General features: G+C 70.2%; 16 protein-coding genes and 1 tRNA gene. 10 read left to right on the top strand and 7 right to left on the bottom strand.

Annotated features, from left to right (window positions below):
• Positions 1–392: 392 nt before the first annotated feature.
• The 3 genes from ACIBO8_RS00705 (at position 393) to ACIBO8_RS00695 (ending at position 2,218) form a co-directional block, all read left to right on the top strand.
• Entirely contained in the window at positions 393–1,274 is an 882-nt protein-coding gene (locus ACIBO8_RS00705) for a helix-turn-helix domain-containing protein (RefSeq protein WP_396113844.1), read from the top strand.
• Complete coding sequence (locus ACIBO8_RS00700; RefSeq protein ID WP_396112987.1) at positions 1,238–1,462, top strand: DUF397 domain-containing protein; 225 nt, start codon at positions 1,238–1,240, stop codon at positions 1,460–1,462. Before ACIBO8_RS00705 ends, ACIBO8_RS00700 begins: the two co-directional genes overlap by 37 nt.
• Before the next feature lie 306 nt (positions 1,463–1,768).
• The gene (locus ACIBO8_RS00695; protein ID WP_396112986.1) at positions 1,769–2,218 is read left to right on the top strand and encodes a hypothetical protein; all 450 of its coding nucleotides are present in this window, start codon (positions 1,769–1,771) and stop codon (positions 2,216–2,218) included.
• Between the two features lie 145 nt (positions 2,219–2,363).
• Here the strand turns inward: ACIBO8_RS00695 and ACIBO8_RS00690 are convergent, their stop codons facing one another.
• From ACIBO8_RS00690 to ACIBO8_RS00675, 4 genes are all read right to left on the bottom strand, one after another.
• The gene (locus tag ACIBO8_RS00690) at positions 2,364–3,035 is read right to left on the bottom strand and encodes a hypothetical protein (RefSeq protein WP_396112985.1); all 672 of its coding nucleotides are present in this window, start codon (positions 3,033–3,035) and stop codon (positions 2,364–2,366) included.
• Positions 3,036–3,354: 319 nt separating this feature from the next.
• Positions 3,355–4,161 (bottom strand): WecB/TagA/CpsF family glycosyltransferase, encoded by an 807-nt coding sequence (locus ACIBO8_RS00685; RefSeq protein WP_396113843.1) that lies wholly within the window; start codon positions 4,159–4,161, stop codon positions 3,355–3,357.
• Complete coding sequence (locus ACIBO8_RS00680; RefSeq protein ID WP_396112984.1) at positions 4,158–5,231, bottom strand: NAD-dependent epimerase/dehydratase family protein; 1,074 nt, start codon at positions 5,229–5,231, stop codon at positions 4,158–4,160. The genes ACIBO8_RS00685 and ACIBO8_RS00680 overlap by 4 nt, the downstream gene beginning before the upstream one ends.
• A 453-nt stretch (positions 5,232–5,684) precedes the next feature.
• Positions 5,685–5,767, bottom strand: a tRNA-Leu gene (locus ACIBO8_RS00675).
• Positions 5,768–5,936: 169 nt separating this feature from the next.
• Here ACIBO8_RS00675 and ACIBO8_RS00670 point away from each other — a divergent pair.
• The 7 genes from ACIBO8_RS00670 to pknB all read left to right on the top strand — a co-directional run bounded on the left by ACIBO8_RS00670 (position 5,937) and on the right by pknB (position 14,818).
• Entirely contained in the window at positions 5,937–6,719 is a 783-nt protein-coding gene (locus tag ACIBO8_RS00670; RefSeq protein WP_106128832.1) for a DUF3662 and FHA domain-containing protein, read from the top strand.
• 5 nt (positions 6,720–6,724) lie between these two features.
• Complete coding sequence (locus ACIBO8_RS00665) at positions 6,725–7,207, top strand: FHA domain-containing protein (RefSeq protein WP_396112983.1); 483 nt, start codon at positions 6,725–6,727, stop codon at positions 7,205–7,207.
• Positions 7,204–8,628 carry a protein phosphatase 2C domain-containing protein gene (locus tag ACIBO8_RS00660; protein ID WP_396112982.1) on the top strand — a complete coding sequence of 475 codons (1,425 nt, stop codon included), beginning with the start codon at positions 7,204–7,206 and terminating at the stop codon, positions 8,626–8,628. Before ACIBO8_RS00665 ends, ACIBO8_RS00660 begins: the two co-directional genes overlap by 4 nt.
• Positions 8,629–8,708: 80 nt before the next feature.
• Positions 8,709–10,163: an FtsW/RodA/SpoVE family cell cycle protein gene (locus ACIBO8_RS00655; RefSeq protein WP_396113842.1), complete on the top strand. Its 1,455-nt coding sequence runs from the start codon at positions 8,709–8,711 to the stop codon at positions 10,161–10,163.
• A complete protein-coding gene (locus ACIBO8_RS00650; protein ID WP_396112981.1) occupies positions 10,160–11,662 on the top strand; it encodes a peptidoglycan D,D-transpeptidase FtsI family protein in 1,503 nt (500 codons plus the stop codon). Before ACIBO8_RS00655 ends, ACIBO8_RS00650 begins: the two co-directional genes overlap by 4 nt.
• A 1-nt stretch (position 11,663) precedes the next feature.
• Complete coding sequence (locus ACIBO8_RS00645; protein ID WP_396112980.1) at positions 11,664–13,016, top strand: protein kinase; 1,353 nt, start codon at positions 11,664–11,666, stop codon at positions 13,014–13,016.
• Positions 13,013–14,818 carry a Stk1 family PASTA domain-containing Ser/Thr kinase gene (pknB, locus tag ACIBO8_RS00640; RefSeq protein ID WP_396112979.1) on the top strand — a complete coding sequence of 602 codons (1,806 nt, stop codon included), beginning with the start codon at positions 13,013–13,015 and terminating at the stop codon, positions 14,816–14,818. The genes ACIBO8_RS00645 and pknB overlap by 4 nt, the downstream gene beginning before the upstream one ends.
• Positions 14,819–14,934: 116 nt before the next feature.
• Here pknB and ACIBO8_RS00635 read toward each other — a convergent pair whose 3' ends face one another.
• The 3 genes from ACIBO8_RS00635 to ACIBO8_RS00625 are packed head-to-tail and all read right to left on the bottom strand — an operon-like array spanning position 14,935 to position 16,793.
• Positions 14,935–15,585: an aminodeoxychorismate/anthranilate synthase component II gene (locus ACIBO8_RS00635; RefSeq protein ID WP_396112978.1), complete on the bottom strand. Its 651-nt coding sequence runs from the start codon at positions 15,583–15,585 to the stop codon at positions 14,935–14,937.
• A gap of 5 nt (positions 15,586–15,590) precedes the next feature.
• A complete protein-coding gene (locus tag ACIBO8_RS00630; RefSeq protein WP_396112977.1) occupies positions 15,591–15,866 on the bottom strand; it encodes a hypothetical protein in 276 nt (91 codons plus the stop codon).
• Between the two features lie 9 nt (positions 15,867–15,875).
• Complete coding sequence (locus ACIBO8_RS00625) at positions 15,876–16,793, bottom strand: class E sortase (protein ID WP_396112976.1); 918 nt, start codon at positions 16,791–16,793, stop codon at positions 15,876–15,878.
• Between the last annotated feature and the right edge of the window lie 1,722 nt (positions 16,794–18,515).

Genomic DNA, 18,515 nt, shown 5'->3' with positions numbered 1-18,515 from the left:
CACAGATGCTCCAGTGTGCCCGGCTCGTACGCCTTGGCAACCTCATGAGGATGCCAATCCTCACAACAGTGCCGTAACGCCGTCTTCGGCCCCCGCCAGGACCCCGCGACTTCGTAAAGTCCACGTAGGACATTCGGTTGGAGCCGACATCCGCACCGGTCTTTCGCTGCAGTCTGTCGGGCTAGGCAACGCCGCTCGGAACACTAAGTGACGTCGGCCATACCGAAAGATTGCACCACGCACCCCATCGATGCAAGTTGCATGTCAGCCGTAAGTGACCAAGTGATCACTGTCGACGCTTGAAGGATCAAGAGATCAACAGAGAGACTGGATGCGACAAACGCCGTACGGCGGAGCATCTCGCTGTTCCCGCCGCGCCCCCGGAGGTCCGCGTGAATCCGCGCCGCAGCCCCACTATCCGTCGCCGCCGTCTCGGTGCTGAGCTGCGCAGATACCGTGACGCCGCCGGCGTCACGATCGAGGTGGTCGCCGACCGGCTCGGGTGCTCACCGTCCAAAGTGTCCAGGATCGAGACCGGTCACACCAGCGCCACGCCACGCGATGTAAAGGACATGTTGGACATTTACGGCGTGGCCGGAGCGGCTTCGGACGAATTGGTCCAAATTGCACGAGAAGCCCGGCAGAAGGGGTGGTGGCATCCGTTCAGCACGGTGCTGACCGGGGCCTATGTCGGACTCGAGGCCGCGGCCAAATCCATCCGGGCGTACGAGCAGCAGGTGGTGCCCGGACTCTTGCAGACCGACAAGTATGCAATTGCGATGATTCGGGCCGCTCGACTGGGTGACAGCGAGCAAGAAATAGAGCAGCGGGTACGCGTCCGAATGGCTCGCCAAGCGTTATTGATTCAGGACGATCCGATCGATCTTTGGGTGGTGCTCGATGAGGCGGTGCTGAGCCGGCCGGTCGGCGGCGACGAGGTCATGCGCGATCAATTGCTGCGCCTGGCCGAGATGACCGAGCTGCCGAACGTGACCCTCCAGATCCTGCCCTTCGCGGTGGGAGCCCACGCCGGTATGGACGGCACGTTCGCGATCCTCGACTTTCCCGATGCCGAGGACCCGAACGTGGTGTTCGCCGAGAACGCGACCGGCGGGCTGTTCCTGGAGAAGACCGACGAGCTCCGCAAGTACAACTCCATCTTCGACACCATCCGGGCGACGGCCCTCTCACCGGAGGAGTCCAGGAACATGATCGTAATGCTGGCAGAGGAGCCATTGTGGAAGTCGAGACCAAGGGTTTCCGGATCGATCTGAGCCGCGCTGAGTGGTTCAAGAGCACGCGCAGTGGCCCCAACTGCGACAACTGCGTCGAGGTGGCGTTCGTCGACGAGGCCATTGCCGTCCGTGATTCGAAGAACCCGGCCGGACCCGCCCTGATCTTCACCACCGACGAGTGGGACGCCTTCGTGGGCGGCGCCAAGGACGGCGAGTTCGACCTTTAGGAACACATGATCGGGGCTCTGATCCGAGCCCCGCGACCATGCCGGCGACGACGCCGGGCGGACAGGGCCCGGGCCGGGAAGCCGGGCCGACCGATCGACAACGGGCGCACGGCCGTCGCCGGCCACGGTGGCGGCCGTCGCATTTCGCCGCTTTTGTACCGTCGCCCCTCGGGGACTCCCCTCGTTGAACGCCTTAAGCGCGGGCCGGACCGTGCCGGCGTACCGCTGTTTGCCCGTACGGCTGACCGTCCCCCTCGCGTGACGGTGCGGGTAGGGCCAACTCAACGAGCGAGGCAAGGCGAGAACATGACGATTGGTTCCGACAATCTGAGCAACGGATCCCCGACCGCACAGGATCGGTTCAGCGGAGGCGTGAGCGCGTACCGCCAGAACCGGCGGGAGGCGGCGCTGGCGGCCGAGCACGGCGACGGCGAACTGGTGGCGCGGGGCAGCGGGCCGAGCCTGTCCTCCGCCGGCCTGCCGACCCGTACCCCGATCGAGCCGACGAGTGCCCTGGACCGCGCGGCGAAGCTGCCGTCGCTGGACATGCAGGGCCTGACCGAGCCGGTGTTCCCGCCCGGTGGCTGGGTCGACGCCGCACCGTCGCAGTCGATGGCGGATCACCCGCTGCTGCGGGGGCTGCTGCTGGAGCTGCCGGCGCGCGGGACGCTGCCGCCGTCGGAGTGGCTGGACCGCTGGTTCGAGGCAGCCCGCTCGATCCTCGAGCTGCTCTACGTACAGGAAGCGAAGCGCTAGGAGCATTCGCCGGCCGCGCCGAGGGTCGGCCTGGTGGGCCGCCGTGGCGGCGGCGGTTCACCAGGCCCGGGGGCTCCACCAGGCCGGGCGGGCCCACGAGGCCGGGCGGGTCCACCAGACCCGGCGGTTGAGGCGACCCGGCGGGTCAGGCCAGGAGGCTCACCTCGTGGGCGGCCGGTGCGACGGATTCCTCCGGGAGTGCGGCGTACGTCTCCGTCCGCGACTGTGCGACCGGCCGGACCCGCAGGCGACCACGGCCGAGCGGCGCGAGCACCGCAACATTGAGCCGGCTGTGCCGGACGGCGTGCCGCACCGCCAGGACCAGAACCACCACGGCGGCCACGGTGATCGCGATGCCGGCAGCCTCGGTGCCGGGCACCTCCACAAGGCCGCCGGCGATCGGTACGCCGATCACCGCGGCGAGGCCGGTCACCTGCAGCGGGGTCGCGAGCAGCGGATGCGCTGCCGCTGCGAGCAGAGCGGGCGGGGCCGGGGTCATCGGGGCGGTGGCGAACGCCCCGGCGCCGCGGCGGATCTGCGTCAGGCGGCGCGCCGTCACGGTCACCACGACCACCGCCGGTACGGCCGGGAGAAGCGCGGCCGCCGGGGCCGCTGAGTCGCCGGGAAGCAGCCCGGCCAGGACGGGAACGGCGAGGAAGACCGTGACGCCCGCACCGACCACCATGGACAGCGCCCGGGTGCGACGCCGCAGCGAGCGGGCCGTACGGGCAGCCGGAAGCGCGTCGGCGAGCAGGCCTGCGGAGAGCCAGACCGCGGCAAGAGCGCCGATGACGATGAGGTCCGTCGTGGGGTTCACATCGACAGCCTTCACCTTCGGTGCAACCGGCGAAACCGGGATATCACCGGACCGCCGACCCGTAGGGGTTCTGGAGTAACTACGCGTCTCCGGCTCACTACTGCGCGCAATCATTCCAATGGGCGAAGCGGACAATGCCCACTGTTGCGACCGTGACCGTTGTCCTAATGTCGGGTGCCAGACGCCCGGTCAGGCACCGGCCCCCGCTCCCGGAGGCCGACGTCGACCGCAGGCGACGGGCTCGGCCTGGGGAGGTCGGCCGGGATCCCAGCGGCGACGCGGCGGGGTCCCGGCACCGCCCGCTTCGACGGAACGGCCGTCAGACGGCGAAGGACGTGACCGGCTCGTTCGTGGCAGCCGGCGGATCCGCCTTCCACAGGCCGGTCTTCTGCGCGGCGAGGCGCGAGACGTACGCCGGGTTCAGCAGGACGTACCGCTTCCAGAGCCGCTTCGGCTCCAGGCCGAGGCGCCACAGCCACTCGAGGGCGTACTTCTGCATCCACGCCGGCGGGTTCTTGAGCAGGCCCGCGTGGTAGTCGAACGCCGCGCCGACGGCGAGCAGGGGCATGTCCAGCAGCGGGCGCATCGCGTAGGCCCAGATCTCCTGCCGGGGGCAGCCCAGGCCGACCAGGACGATGCGCGCGCCGGAGGACTTGATCCGATCGGCGATCTCGACGTCCTCGCCGGGCCGGTTGGCGCGGAACTTCGACGCCTCGACACCGGCGATCTTCAGCGCCGGGAACATCCGCTCCAGCGCCGGCACCAGCTTGTCGAGGGTGGGCTGGGTGGACCCGTACAGGTAGACGGGCAGTCCCTCGGCGGCCGCCTGGCGCAGCACCCGGAGGGTGAGTTCCGGACCGTAGACCCGGTCGGCAAGGCCGGCGTGGTGCACGAGGTTGAGCGCTCCGCGTACGGGCTGGCCGTCGGGCGTCACCAGGTCGAACGAATTCAGCCGCGCGTTGTGCGCCCGGTCCTGCACGCCGGTCATCACGCCGTGAACCGCGAGCGCCGTCACCGCGTAGTGCCGGCGCTCCCGGGCGGCCTCGATGATCCGGGCGGTGGCAGCGTCGTAGTCCACGGCGTCCACGAGGACACCGAGAACGTTGCGCTTGCCCTGGTCGATCATGACGCCGGGACCCACTTGTCGACGTTCGCCTCGTAGATCTCCTGAAGGATCATCGGTACGTCGTAGACCTGCTTCCACTGCGGGTAGTCGGCCTGGAAAGCGGCCATCGAGCCGATCCACCACTGGTGGTCGCCGATGCGGTTGTCGTCCACGTACTCGGTGATCATCGGCGTGCCGCTGATCTTCTCGGCCAGCGCGAACGCCTCGAGGTTCGAGCAGTTGGAATGGCGCCCGCCGCCAAGGTTGTAGACCTTCGCCGACCCCGGGTTGCGGAAGAACGCCTCGAAAGCGCTCAGCACGTCGTGGCTGTGGATCGCGTCGCGCACCTGCTTGCCCTTGTACCCGAAGATCCGGTACGTCCGGCGCTCCATGTTCGCGCGCATCACGTACCCGAGGAACCCGTGCAGCTCGGTCGCCGAGTGAGCCGGACCGGTGAGCGTGCCACCCCGGAAGATCGCCGTCTTCATGCCGAAGTAGCGCCCGTACTCCTGGGCCATCACGTCGGCCGCCACCTTCGACGCGCCGAAGATCGAGTGCAAACATGCATCGATCGACATGTCCTCGGTGATGCCCTCGTAATACGGATGCCCCGGCTCGAGCTCCCAGCGCGTCTCCTGCTCCACCAGCGGCAACCGGTTCGGGGTGTCCCCGTACACCTTGTTGGTGGAGCAGTGGATGAACGGCGCCTCGATGCAGTGCTCGCGCGTGTTCTGCAGCATCGTCAGCGTGCCGCCGGCATTGACATCGAAGTCCGTGTACGGGTCCCGCACAGCCCAGTCATGCGAGGGCTGAGCCGCGGCATGGATCACGACAGCGATGTCCTTGCCGTACCGCTGGAAGATCCGCCCCACCGCATCCCGGTCGCGGATGTCGACCCCATGGTGCTCGTACGCAGCCCCGAGATCAGCGGTCAGCCGCTGCACGTTCCAGGCAGTGGAAGCCTCGGCCCCGAAAAACTCCTGCCGCATGTCGTTGTCGATCCCGACCACGTCAAGCCCCAGGCCGGCGAAGTGCCGCACCGCCTCGGACCCGATAAGCCCACCTGACCCGGTAACCAGAGCAACCGCCACGAGCAAACTCTCCAGAGGTCTAGGGACCCAAAACCAGACGAGAGCATAACGCCCCCGCACACCCCACCCCTGTTTCACCCGAACGAGCCCGCCCCGCAAAGCCCCGAAAGACCCGAAGGCGCAAGGACCCGAAGTCGCAAGGCCCCGAAGTCGCAAGGACCCGAAGTCACCAACGAATCAAGGGCGGCACAGCCGCACGAGTCCCCACCGCGAGCGACGCACCCGGAGCGCCCACCGCACGGCGGGCCGCGTCAGCGGCAAGCGTGAACCGCGAGCGACGCACCCGGAGTGCCCACCGCACGGCGGGCCGCGTCAGCGGCAAGCGTGAACCGCGAGCGACGCACCCGGAGCGCCCACCGCACCGCGGGGCTTCCGGGGGCTCGGCCCCCGGAGCAGATATGACGAGTGGCCCCGGTCCGCGCTCTCCGCGGACAGGGGCCACCCGGTCACTCGTGGGGATGGGGGGAGTTGAACCCCCACGTCCTTTCGGACACACGGACCTGAACCGTGCGCGTCTGCCATTCCGCCACATCCCCGTGGCACTGCGTCAGCCGGAACAGATTACGCTGTCCCTCGTTACATCGCGAGCAGGTAGCTGCCCTTGACGCCAGGGAAGATTAGCACGGCGTCGGGGGCCGTCATACGAGGGTCAGGAGCGACCGGCCGCTCGTCGCAGAGATGCGCAAGCGGCGGCCGGATACCATCATGTCCTCGGAACCCGAGGAGGAGCCGGTGAGCGTGCTGCAGCGCTTTGAGAAGCGGTTGGAAGGCCTGGTCGAAGGGGCCTTCGCGAAGGTGTTCAAGGGTGTCGTGCACCCGGTGGAGATTCTGAATGCCATGCAGCGGGAGGCCGAGGCCCACAAGGCTATCCTCGCTGGTGGGCGGACTCTCGTGCCGAACCGCTACGTGATCGATCTCTCGCCGTACGACCACAGCAGGCTGGCGCCGTACGCCGCCGCACTGGCCCAGGAGCTGGCTCAGTCGCAGGCGGAGTTCATCGGCGAGCAGGCCTGGACGGTCTACGGGGACGTGATCGTCGAGATCGAGCGGGGCGACGGGCTCGACACGGGCATGTTCCGGGTGACGGCGGAGGTGTACACCGGCGGCGAGGTCGCCCCGGTGCAGCAGCCGGCGTACGACGCGCAGCCCGCGTACTCCCCGTACGACCAGCAGCCCGGTGGCTATCAGCAGCACGGGCACAACGGCCGGAACGTCGGGCTGGTGTCCGGCGACGGGCGTACGTACCCGTTGCAGATGGGCTCGACAGTGATCGGCCGGGGTGACCAGGCGAATCTGCGTCTGCCGGATGTCGGGATCTCGCGCCGGCACGCCCGGCTGGACTACGACGGCAGCCAGGTCGTGCTGACCGATCTCGGCTCGACGAACGGCACGATGGTGAACGGTCAGCGGGTGTCGGCCGTGGCGCTCAACCCGGGCGACATGATTCAGCTCGGCACGACCACGTTGACGTTCCGAGTGGACGGCTAGTCACCTTGCCCGAATTCGTCCTCACCGTCGCCCGTTTCGGGTTCCTCATCCTGCTGTGGATCTTCGTGTTCACGGTGGTCGGGGTGATCCGGAAGGATCTCTTCGCCGGCGTCCGGTCCAAGAGCATCGTCGCCACGCCCCGCGGGGTCGGCGGGGTGGTGGCTCCTGGCCGGCCGGCGAAGGCGAAGCGGGGCAAGGCGGCACGGCAGCTGGTCGTGACCGCCGGTCAGCTGGCCGGCACCCGGATCACGCTCGGTGAGGCGCAAATCACGATAGGGCGCGCCGAGGACTCGACGCTCGTCATCACCGACGACTTCGCGTCCGCCCGGCACGCCCGGCTGGTCCCGCGCGACGGGCAGTGGTTCGTCGAGGATCTCGGCTCGACGAACGGGACCTATCTCGATCGCGGTAAGGTCTCCGGACCTACTCCCGTCCCCCTTGGCGTGCCGATCCGGATCGGCCGCACTTCTCTCGAGTTACGGCCATGACCCTGACCCTGCGCTACGCCGCCCAGAGCGACCGCGGTCTGATCCGAGACGGAAACCAGGATTCCGTCTACGCCGGACCGCGGCTGCTTGCCGTCGCCGACGGCATGGGCGGCATGGCCGCCGGTGACGTCGCCAGCAACATCGTCATCGCCGCCATGGCTCCGCTGGACGAGGACGTGCCGGGCGATGCGCTCGTCGACGCCCTGCGCCACGCGGTCGGGACGGCCAATCAGCAGCTGCGCGACACCGTCGACGCCAATCCCCACTTGGAGGGGATGGGCACGACGCTCACCGCGGTGCTCTTCTCCGGCAGCAAGATCGGCATGGTGCACATCGGGGACTCCCGTGCCTATCTGCTGCGCAACGGCGAGTTCTCCCAGATCACCAAGGACGACACGTACGTCCAGATGCTGGTCGACGAGGGCCGGATCAGCCCGGAGGAGGCGAGCAGCCACCCGCAGCGCTCGCTGCTCACCCGGGCGCTCGACGGCCGGGACATCGACCCCGAGTATTCGGTGCGTCAGGTGCTCAAGGGCGACCGCTATCTGATCTGCAGCGACGGCCTGTCCGGCGTGGTGAGCGCCGAGACCATCGGCGAGAGCATGCGGGACATCCCGGATCCGCAGGCGTGCGTCGAGCGGCTCGTGCAGCTGGCACTGCGCGGCGGCGGACCGGACAACATCACCGTGGTGATCGCGGACGCTACCGACGCGGACATCGTCGAGCAGGCACCCATCGTCGGCGGCGCCGCGGCTCGTGACCGCGGCAACTCGACCGTCGCCGACAGCTCGAGCGCGGCCGCCCGGGCCGCCGCGCTGCAGGCACCGCCGCGCCCGGCGCAGCCCGAGGGCGCGGCCTACGAACGTGACGAGCCGGAGCCGCCCAAGCGGCACCCGGTGCGCACCACCCTGCTCGTCCTGCTCCTGCTCGCCGTGCTCGGCGGCGGTCTGTGGACGGGCTGGCGTTACACCCAGGACCAGTACTACGTCGGCGCCACCGAGCAGGGTCAGCTCGCGATCTTCCGCGGGGTGCCCGGCCAGATCGCCGGCCTCGACCTGTCCAGCGTCAACGAGACCAGCAACGCGCGTCTCGACGACCTGACCACGGTGGCGCAGGACCGGGTCAAGCAGGGCATCCACGCCGACGACAAGTCCGACGCCCAGCGCCGGTTGCTCGAGCTGACCAGCGAGGACGCGTCCAACCCCAACCTGAAACCGGTGTGCGCCCCGACCGCGCCGCCGTCCAGCAACCCGTCGGCGGGCCCTCCGGTCGCGCCGTCCGCCGGGAAGACCTCGGCTCCCACCCGGAACACCACCTCGTCGGTGCCCGATCTCGCGCCCGCCGCCACGCCGGACGCCCAGCCCTCGGACCCGAACCCGCCGGTCACCAGCGACCCGGTCGGGTGCCGGCCCGTCGACTGAGCGCCGCCCGACCTACGTCTGGGGACTCCCTCTTGACCGCGCCCGCCCTCCCGGCTCCCACACCCGCCTCCACGGGTGAGATGCCGCGCGTCCAGGGAACCCGGACGGGACGCAACGCGGAGCTGGGTCTCCTGCTGTTCGCCATGGTGATCGTCGCCATCTTCGGCGCCACGGTGGAGGCCAATCAGCTCGACAAGCTCGGTTCCTCGTTCTGGGTTCCGGCAGTGCTGCTGGGCGTGCTCTTCGTCGGCCTGCACTTCGTCGTGCGCTTCACCGCGCCGTACGCGGATCCCGTCCTCATCCCGACGGTGGCGCTGATCAACGGCCTGGGCGTGGGGTTCCTGCGTCGTCTCGACCTGGCCCGCGCCATCGCCCGGAAGGAGACGATTCCCGGCATCTTCGCCGGCACCAGCGGGCGCCAGCTGCAGTGGACACTGATCGCCGTGATCCTGGCGGCGGTGCTGCTCCTGGTCGTCCGCGACCACAAGGTCGTCTCGCGGTACGCGTACACGCTGGGCCTGGTCGGTATCGTCCTGGTGATGATCCCGGCGGTGCTGCCGTCGCGGTTCTCCGAGGTCAACGGGGCGCGCCTGTGGATCAAGCTGGGCGGCTTCCAGGTCCAGCCGGGTGAGTTCGCCAAGCTGGCGCTGGTCTCCTTCTTCGCCTATTACCTGGTTCGCAAGCGTGAGGTGCTGTCGCTGGCCAGCCGCCGGGTTCTCGGCATCGACTTCCCCCGCGGCCGTGACCTCGGCCCGGTCGTGACGGTCTGGCTGCTGTCGCTGCTGGTCCTGGTGTTCGAGAAGGACCTCGGTACGGCGCTGCTGTACTTCGGGCTGTTCGTCGTGACCCTCTACGTCGCCACCGAGCGCGCGAGCTGGCTGATCATCGGCCTGGTCATGTTCTTCGGCGGCGTCTACGTGGCCTACCTGCTGGGCGCGGCCATCGGCGGACCCTTCGCCAACTTCTACGACCGCGCCTCGGTGTGGCTCGACCCGTTCAACCCCGTGTTCTACAACCGGGTCGGCGGCAGCGGCCAGCTCGTCCAGGGCCTGCTGGGGCTGGGCACGGGCGGGCTGTTCGGCACCGGTCCGGGCGCGGGGTCGCCGGGGCAGGTGCCCGAGGTGCGTACCGACTTCATCTTCGCCGGCATGGGTGAGGAGATCGGCCTGTTCGGCCTCTCCGCGCTGCTCGTCTGCTACCTGCTGATCGTCGAGCGCGGGCTGCGGGCGGGTCTGGCCGTACGCGATTCCTTCGGCAAGCTGGTCGCCGGCGGCCTGGCGTTCACGCTCGGGTTGCAGGTCTTCGTCATCGTGGGTGGCATCACCGGCCTGATCCCGCTGACCGGTCAGACGACGCCGTTCCTGTCCGCCGGTGGTTCGTCGCTGATGGCCAACTGGCTGCTGGTGGCGATGCTGCTGCGGATCTCCGACGCGGGCCGCAGGCCGGCGACGGGTGGCCCGGCGGCACAACCCGGCGGTCCGAAGCAGCCACCCGCCCAGTTGCACGGCGCCATGACGGAGGTGATCAAGCCGTGAACGCACCCCTGCGCAAGGCCGGCGTGGTCATCCTCGTCCTGTTCGGCCTCCTGTTCGCCAACCTCAACTGGGTCCAGGCCTACAAGGCGGACGACTACCGCACGAGCGACTACAACGGCCGCGTGCAGATCGCCGAGTACGAGGTCCCCCGCGGGGTGATCGAGGCCGGCGGCCAGCCGCTCGCGGAGAGCAAGCCGACCGACGGCACGCTCAAGTACCTGCGGGTCTACCCGGAGAAGCAGGTGTACGCGCCGATCATCGGCTACAAGCCGGTCAACGGCGCCGAGGTCGGCATCGAGCGCAGCGAGAACGACTTCCTGTCGGGCGCCAGCGACAAGCTCTTCGCCGACCGGATCAGCGCCATGTTCACCGGCGACGAGCCCGGCGGCGGCAACGTCGTGCTGTCGCTCAAGCCCAAGGCGCAGGAGGTCGCCTGGAAGCAGCTGACCAACAACGAGCGCGGCGCGAAGAAGGGGTCCGCGGTCGCCATCGACCCGCAGACCGGCGCGATCCAGGCGATGGTCTCCATGCCGAGCTACGACCCGAACCCGCTGGTCAGCCACGACCCCAAGGTCTCCTCGGCGGCGTACAAGGAGCTCAACGCCGACAAGGACAAGCCCATGCTGAACCGGGCGACGTCGGAGAACTACCCGCCGGGCTCGACCATGAAGGTCATCATCTCGGCCGCGGCACTGAAGAACGGCTACACGCAGAGCAGCGAGATCGAGGCCGGTTCCGAGTACGTGGCCCCGGGCTCCGGAGCGCCGATCCACAACGCCGAGGCGGAGACCTGCCCCGGCGCGCGGGTGACGCTCAAGGAGGCGCTGACCGACAGCTGCAACACCGGCTTCGCGCGGCTCGGCGTCACGCTGGGCGCCGACAAGGTCAAGAAGGAAGCGCGGGACTGGGGCTTCGAGCAGGACGACCTGACCGTCGGCAGCCTCCGCGACGGCGGCTTGCCGGTGGTCGCGAGCCACACCGGCGACATGCAGAACCCGGACGGCAGCACCGACCCGGCCGCCCTCGCGCAGTCGTCGATCGGGCAGAAGGACGTCCGGATGACCACGATGCAGGGCGCGCTGATGGCCGCGACCGTCGCGAACGGCGGCCGGCAGATGCGCCCCTACCTGGTGCAGCAGGAGCTCAGCGCGGATCGCCGGCCGATCTACAACGCCAGCCCGGACGTCCTGCGGACGCCGATCAGCAGCGACGTCGCCGGCAACCTCAAGGAAATGATGGTCAGCGTCGTCGAGAACGGCACCGGCCGGCGGGCTCAGATCGACGGGTACGAGGTGGGCGGCAAGACCGGTACGGCGCAGAACGCCACGGGCGCCGACCCGCACGGCTGGTTCATCGGCTTCGCGTTCGACGACAAGGGGAAGCCGGTCTCCGCGGCGTGCGTCATGCTGGAGAACGTGGGCGGCGGCCACGCGAGCGCCGAGGCGGCGCGCATCGCCGGCCTCATCATGAAGGCCGCTGCCGGCGGGGGAGGGGACTGAGATGATCAGCCCTGGGGTGACCCTCGGTGGCCGGTACCGCCTGGACGAGCGGATCGCCGGCGGTGGCATGGGGGACGTGTGGCGCGGCACCGACGAGGTGCTCGGCCGTACGGTCGCCGTCAAGATCCTGCTGCCCGCGCTGCTGGACGAGCCCGGCTTCGCCGAGCGCTTCCGCGGCGAGGCGCGGACCATGGCGACCATCAACCACCCCGGCGTGGTCGACGTCTACGACTACGGCTCCGACCAGCAGCTGGCCTTCCTGGTGATGGAGTACGTCGAGGGCGACGCCCTGTCGCGCACTCTCAGCCGGGTCGGCCGGCTCACCCCGGCGCGCACCATGGCGCTCGTCGCCCAGGCGGCGGACGCGCTGCACGCCGCGCACGGCAACGGCATCGTGCATCGCGACGTCAAACCCGGCAACCTGCTCGTACGCCCCAACGGCACGCTGGTGCTCACCGACTTCGGCATCGCCCGATCCGCCCTGGTGGGACAGCTCACGGTGGCCGGCTCGGTGCTCGGCACCGCCTCGTACATCTCTCCCGAGCAGGCGTCCGGCGCGGTCGCCACGGCGGCCTCCGATGTGTACGCGCTCGGCGTGGTCGCGTACCAATGCCTCTCGGGGCACCGGCCGTTCGACGGCGCGACGCCGATCGAGATCGCGATGAAGCACGTGCGGGACACGCCGCGCCCGCTGCCTGCCGACATTCCGCCCGCCGTCCGTGCGATCGTCGATCGTGCGATGGCCAAGGACCCGAGCGCCCGCTGGCCCACGGCGTCCGCGATGGCCGCCGTGGCGCGGCAGGCCGCGTCCTCGCTGACGACCCAGGTGCAGCAACCCGCCGTCAACGGCTCCGCCCCGGTCGGCCGGCCGCACTCCGGCGGCCCGGTCGTGAACCGCCCGCAGTCCGGCGGACCGGCGGTCGGCAACCGGCCGCACTCCGGCGCGCCGACCTCCGGCCCGCCCGGGCACCCCCATGCGGGCCAGGCGCGTCCGCCGTATCCGCCGGTGCCCCGGCCGGTGTCGGGTGGTCAGGGCGCTCGCGGGGCTGCGTCGGTGCCGCCGGTGCAGCAGCCGTACCGGCATCCCTCGGCCCCGCCGATGCAGCACCCGGCGATGGCCCCCGGGAAGCAGGCGGACAACTCGGGCAGCCGGCAGGTGCTGATCGTGCTGGCCGTCGTGCTGGCCCTGCTCGTCCTGCTCTGCGCGGGCGTGATCTCGTTCCTCGTCAACGAGGGAAACAACGCCCTGGGCGCGGTCGATCCCTATCCGGCAGCGTCGTCGTACCGTCTTACGAACCCGGCTGGCGCACCGCACAGCCCGAATCCCGCGACCGAAGGACGACAGACGCTATGACGGCGCAGGCCCGCCTGCTGGGTGGCAGGTATCAGGTCGGCGAGCTGCTCGGGTACGGCGGCATGGCCGAGGTCCACCGCGGCCGCGACCTCCGGCTCGGCCGGGATGTGGCGATCAAGATGCTGCGCTCGGACCTGGCCCGCGACGCCACGTTCCAGGAGCGGTTCCGGCGCGAGGCGCAGAACTCGGCGGCTCTCAACCACCCGGCGATCGTCGCCGTCTACGACACCGGCGAGGAGACCTCGTCCACGGGTGAACGGCAGCCGTTCATCGTCATGGAGTTCGTCAACGGGCGGACCCTCAAGGAGGTGCTGGCGGCCGAGCAGCGCATCCAGCCGCGCCGCGCCCTCGAGATCATCGCCGACATCTGCGCCGCCCTGGAGTTCAGCCACCGGCACGGCATCATCCACCGCGACATCAAGCCCGGCAACGTGATGATCACGCAGAACGGGCAGGTCAAGGTGATGGACTTCGGCATCGCCCGGGCCCTGGCCAGCGGTGCGACCACCATGACGCAGACCAGCGCCGTCATCGGCACGGCCCAGTATCTCTCGCCGGAACAGGCTCGCGGTGAGTCGGTCGACGCGCGCTCCGATGTGTACGCGGCCGGCTGCGTACTCTTCGAGCTCCTGGTCGGACACCCGCCCTTCGTCGGCGACAGCCCGGTCAGCGTGGCGTACCAGCACGTCCGCGAGGACCCGAAGGCGCCCAGCGACATCAACCGCGAGGTGCCCCCGGACGTCGACGCCATCGTGCTCAAGGCGCTGGCCAAGAACCCGCTGAACCGCTACCAGAGCGCGCAGGAGATGCGCGCCGATGCCCTCCGCGCGGCTTCCGGCCGTCCCGTGATGGCGACGCCGGTGATGTCCGAGGCCGAGACCATGGCCATGACCGGCCCGATGGGCCAGGCCCCGACCGCGATGACCCGGCCCGTCCCGGCCGGCGTCGCGGGGCCGCGCGGGCCGCAGCCGCCGGAGCGCAAGACGTCGTCGTGGGTGATGGCGGTGCTGGCGGCCCTCGGTGTGCTCGCCGTGGTCGCCCTCGGCATCGGCCTCGCACTGTCCGGCAACAACAAGGACAAGGCCGACGAGGCCAAGGTGGTGCCGGTGCCCAGCGTCGTCGGTCTGTCGAAGGATGCGGCCGAGAAGAAGCTCGGCGACTCCGGCTTCACCAAGATCGAGTACGGGACGCCCAAGGTCAAGAACGACTGCCAGGACAAGGTCGAGAGCCAGACCCCGCTGCCGCAGCAGACGGCCAAGACCGATCAGACCGTCACCCTGGTGATGTGCCAGACCCCGCAGCAAGTGCGCGTGCCGACTGGCCTCAGGGGTGGCACCGAGGATGCGGCCCGGCAGGCGCTGACCGAGAAGGGCCTGGTGCCGGTCATCAACCGGGTCGACAACGACGCCCGTGAGGGCGAGGTGCTCAAGGTCGAGTCCGAGGGCGAGAACGTCGACCCCGGCACCAAGATCACGGTGACGGTGTCGCGCGGCAACCTGGTCGAGATCCCGGACGTCAAGGGTCAGAACGTCGACGTGGCCAAGGCCCGGCTGCAGGACCGCGGCTTCACCAACATCCAGGTCGAGGAGTCCAACCAGGACGGCACGCCCGGCACGGTCGTCGAGCAGACGCCGAACGCCAAGGAGAAGCGGTCCAAGTCGACGCAGATCACGCTGACGGTGATCGCGGAGAACGAGCCGGACCCCGGCGACTCCGGTACGCCGGACCCGGACGGCTCCGAGCCGCCGGGTGGCGGTGACGGCGGCGGTGACGGCACCGGCGTCGGCGACCTCTTCGGCTGACGCGAAAGCCCGGAACGCTGAGTGAGCGTTCCGGGCTTTTCAGTCGAATCAGGCCGCGGCTGCCCACCTCGGCTTCGAGCGGTCAGGCCGCGGCTGCCCACCTCGGCTTCGAGCGGTCAGGCCGCGGCGAATGCGGCCCGGCGGCGGGTCTCCACCTCGGCGGCGAGCTCCGGCGCCCGCTTCAGCGCCTCCGGCAGGCCGCACGCCGCGAGCCAGTTGGCCAGCATGGTGTGGCCGCCTTCGGTCAGCACCGACTCCGGATGGAACTGGACACCCTCGATCGGCAGCGTACGGTGGCGCATCGCCATCACCACGCCCGACTCGGTCCAGCCCGTCACCTCGATCTCGCCGGGCAGGGTGTCCTCCACGACGGCGAGCGAGTGGTAGCGGGTCGCCGTGAACGGGTCCGGCAGACCGGCCAGCACGCCCTCGCCCTTGTGCTGCACCGACGACGTCTTGCCGTGCAGCAGCTCCGGAGCGCGGGTCACGGTGGCGCCGAATGCGGCGCCGATCGCCTGGTGGCCGAGGCAGACGCCGAACATCGGAAGCTTGCCCGCGTACTCGCGGATCACGTCCATCGTGATGCCGGCGCGTTCGGGCGTACCCGGCCCGGGGGAGAGCAGGACCCCCGCGGCGCCGAAGCCGGCGACGTCGGCGACCGAGATCTCGTCGTTGCGCCGCACCTCGCACTCGGCACCGAGCTGGCCGAGGTACTGCACCAGGTTGAAGACGAACGAGTCGTAGTTGTCGATCACGAGGATGCGCACGGCTATCACCTGGGGCTTGCGGAGGGGTCGGGGGCGTTCGTGTGCTGGTCGTACGGGATGTCGTCGGGCCCGACATCCGCACCGTCGCCGGGCACGACCAGGTTCGGGTCCTGCTGCTCGGTGCCCGTGCCGACCTGTACGTCATCGAACGGCAGTAGCGGAGTCGCCCACGGGAACACCACGTACCAGAGCAGGACGCCGACCGTCGCGATCAGCACGAGCGAGCCGGTGACCTTGCCCCACAGGCCGAAGGGCAGTTTGCGCCAGATCCAGGCGTACACGGGCCCTCCCTACGCCTTCTTGAAGTCGGCGGGCTTGCCGGCGTCGGGCAGTGCGGGGTCACGCTTCACGGTGTCCGCCAGCTCCGCGTGCACGATCAGCCGCTGATAGTTGTTGAACTTCGGGTTGCACGTCGTCAGCGTGAGCAGCGCCTTCGTGGGCTTCTTGCCGGGCTGGCCGGGCACCGGCGCCACGACCTCCACCTGCGTCGGCTTCACGACCTCGCTGTAGATGACCTTGTAGACGTACCAGTTGCTCCGCGTCTCCACGCCAATGACGTCACCCTCGTGAAGCTCGTCCAACCGCCAGAAGATCTTGCGAATCCGGTGGCCGGCAACGGAGAAGTTGCCCACCTTGCCAGGCGAGGCGGAGTCGGGATAGTGGCCCGGCGCGTACCGGATGTCCTGCGGCCGCACGCCGTTGACGACGACCCAGTGCATCCCCAGCTTGGGAATGTAGAGCCGCCCCACCAGATCCTTGCCGGGCGCGGCAGGAGCGGCCTTGGTCGGCCCCGTGCTCGGCGTGACCGTCGGATCGTTCCACTCATCGTCGAGCTGGTTGGCCAGGGAGTCCTGCTCGTCCTGCACCTTGGCGGAGTTGCCGAACACCTCGTACCCGGCGAAAAGCAGCACGATCAGCCCGAACGTGATCATCAGCTCGCCGGACACCCGGACGCCGGCCCGGATCCGCGAACCCAGCGACGGGCGGGTCAACTCGGAATACACGCTCTTGTAGCCCTCGCCGGTCTGCTCAGGACGAAGCTTGACGACCTTCTCGCCGCGCTTCGGCTTCGTCTCCTCCACCGGCTCGTCGCCGCCCTCCCGCGCGGCCGCGGTCGCCGCAGCCACGGAAGCCGCCCCGACCACATCCCCCAGGTCCTTCACCGCGTCGTTCTTTTTCCGTACGGCGGGAAGCAGCCCGGTAGGCACGTCAGAAGTCCGAATCACCGCAGTAGCAGCCGGATCCCCCCGCCCATCCACCGGCGCGATGCGGCTCGACCCGGAACTGCGAATCCGATCCGGCCGCCGATCGCCCCACGTACCGGTGTCCCCGCCCCCGGCCCCGTTCCCGGCGCCGCTTCCAGCAACGGCCGCCGTCCCGGCGCCGTTCCCGGCGCCGCTTCCAGCAACGGCCGCCGTCCCGGCGCCGTTCCCGGCGCCGCTTCCAGCAACGGCCCCTGTCCCGGCGCCGTTCCCGATGCCGCTTCCAGCAACGGCCCCTGTCCCGGCGCCGTTCCCGATGCCGCTTCCAGCAACGGCCCTGGCCCCGTTCCGCGCCCGGCCTCCGGCCTCGGCCTCGTTCCCGATGCCGTCACCAGCAACGGCGCCGGTTATCGCCCCGGTCCCGGCCCTGGTTCCAGCCCGAGCCGCGGCTCCAGCCGCGGTCCCGGCGTCCCCAGCTGGGGCACGACTTCCGCCGCGGTCGCTCGGTGTTTCCTGCCAGGCATCCCCGCGATCCATTCCTCGGCGAGGCCGGCCGGAGGCAGGGGCGGCGTCCGCTCCGGACCATGCGCGGGACTCGGCGCCGGCAGGCGGCTGCCACGTGTCCGTCTCGGCGCCGCCGGCTTGCTGCCACGCCCCGTTCTCGGCCCCGGCGTGGGGCCGGACCGGCCAACCGGTGGACGAGGTATCGGGCATCGCGCCGTCGCCGCGACCCGGCTGCTGCGCAATGCTCGAAACGTCTGGTTCGGGCGCGCGTCGCCGTCCACCGCGCCGACCGCCCACACCAGGCGGAGTGCCGAACCCCGGCTCCTGAGGCGCAGGTTCCCGCAGCACGGGCACGCCGGCGGTCGGATCATTGACGCCCGCGGACACACCCCTTCGGCCCCTAGGCAGGGCACCATGCGGCGCTACCTCCGGCGCCGGGCCCGACGGATCAACCTCCTGCGGCATCGCGCTGCGGGGCGGCGGCAGAGCGCCCGGCGGGAGGGTGGTGCTGCTCATGCCGGGCGGCATGGTGGTTGCGCTTACGCCCGGCGGCACGGTGGTGCTGCTCATGCCCGGCGGGATGGCGGCTCCGCTTACGCCCGGGGGCATGGCGGCTCCGCTTACGCCCGGGGGCATGGCGGCTCCGCTTACGCCCGGGGGCATGGCGGCTCCGCTTACGCCCGGCGGGATGGCGGCTCCGCTTACGCCCGGCGGCACCGCGGTGCCGCTAATACCGGGCGGGACGGGGGCGCTGCTCATCCCCGGTGGCACAGCAGCTCCGCTCAGACCGGCGCTACTCGTGGGCCAAGCCTCGCCGCTCGTCGGGCGCGCCGATCCCCCGCCGGGACCGCTCGCCGGGCGAGTAGATCCGGCTGGTCCGGCGAAGCCGACGCCGGCCCCGCTCGCCGGCCCCGCAGACCCGGCAGCCCCGCTGACCTCAGGCGCAGATCCCGCCGCACCGGAAACCCCGGTGGCACTGGCGTCTTCCGCGGCCGCGAAGAAGTCGAACTCCCGCGGTGCCGGAGCGGGAGCGCTTCGACGTACCGGAGGATTGTGGGTCGCGGCCCGCGCCGCCGCAGCAGCGCGCGCGACGATGGGGTCGACGCCGTTTCCCGTCGGCCCCGAGGACTTTGTCGGATTCGCGACCGGGTGAACCGGGGCATCCGTTTCCGGGGATCCCGGCCAGGGCGGAGCGGTTGCACCGGCTTGCGGGTCCAGCGGCCC

It is taken from the genome of Actinoplanes sp. NPDC049681 (assembly GCF_044465265.1).
GTDB lineage: Bacteria > Actinomycetota > Actinomycetes > Mycobacteriales > Micromonosporaceae > Actinoplanes.
This window is presented reverse-complemented; position numbering and strand designations above follow the sequence as displayed.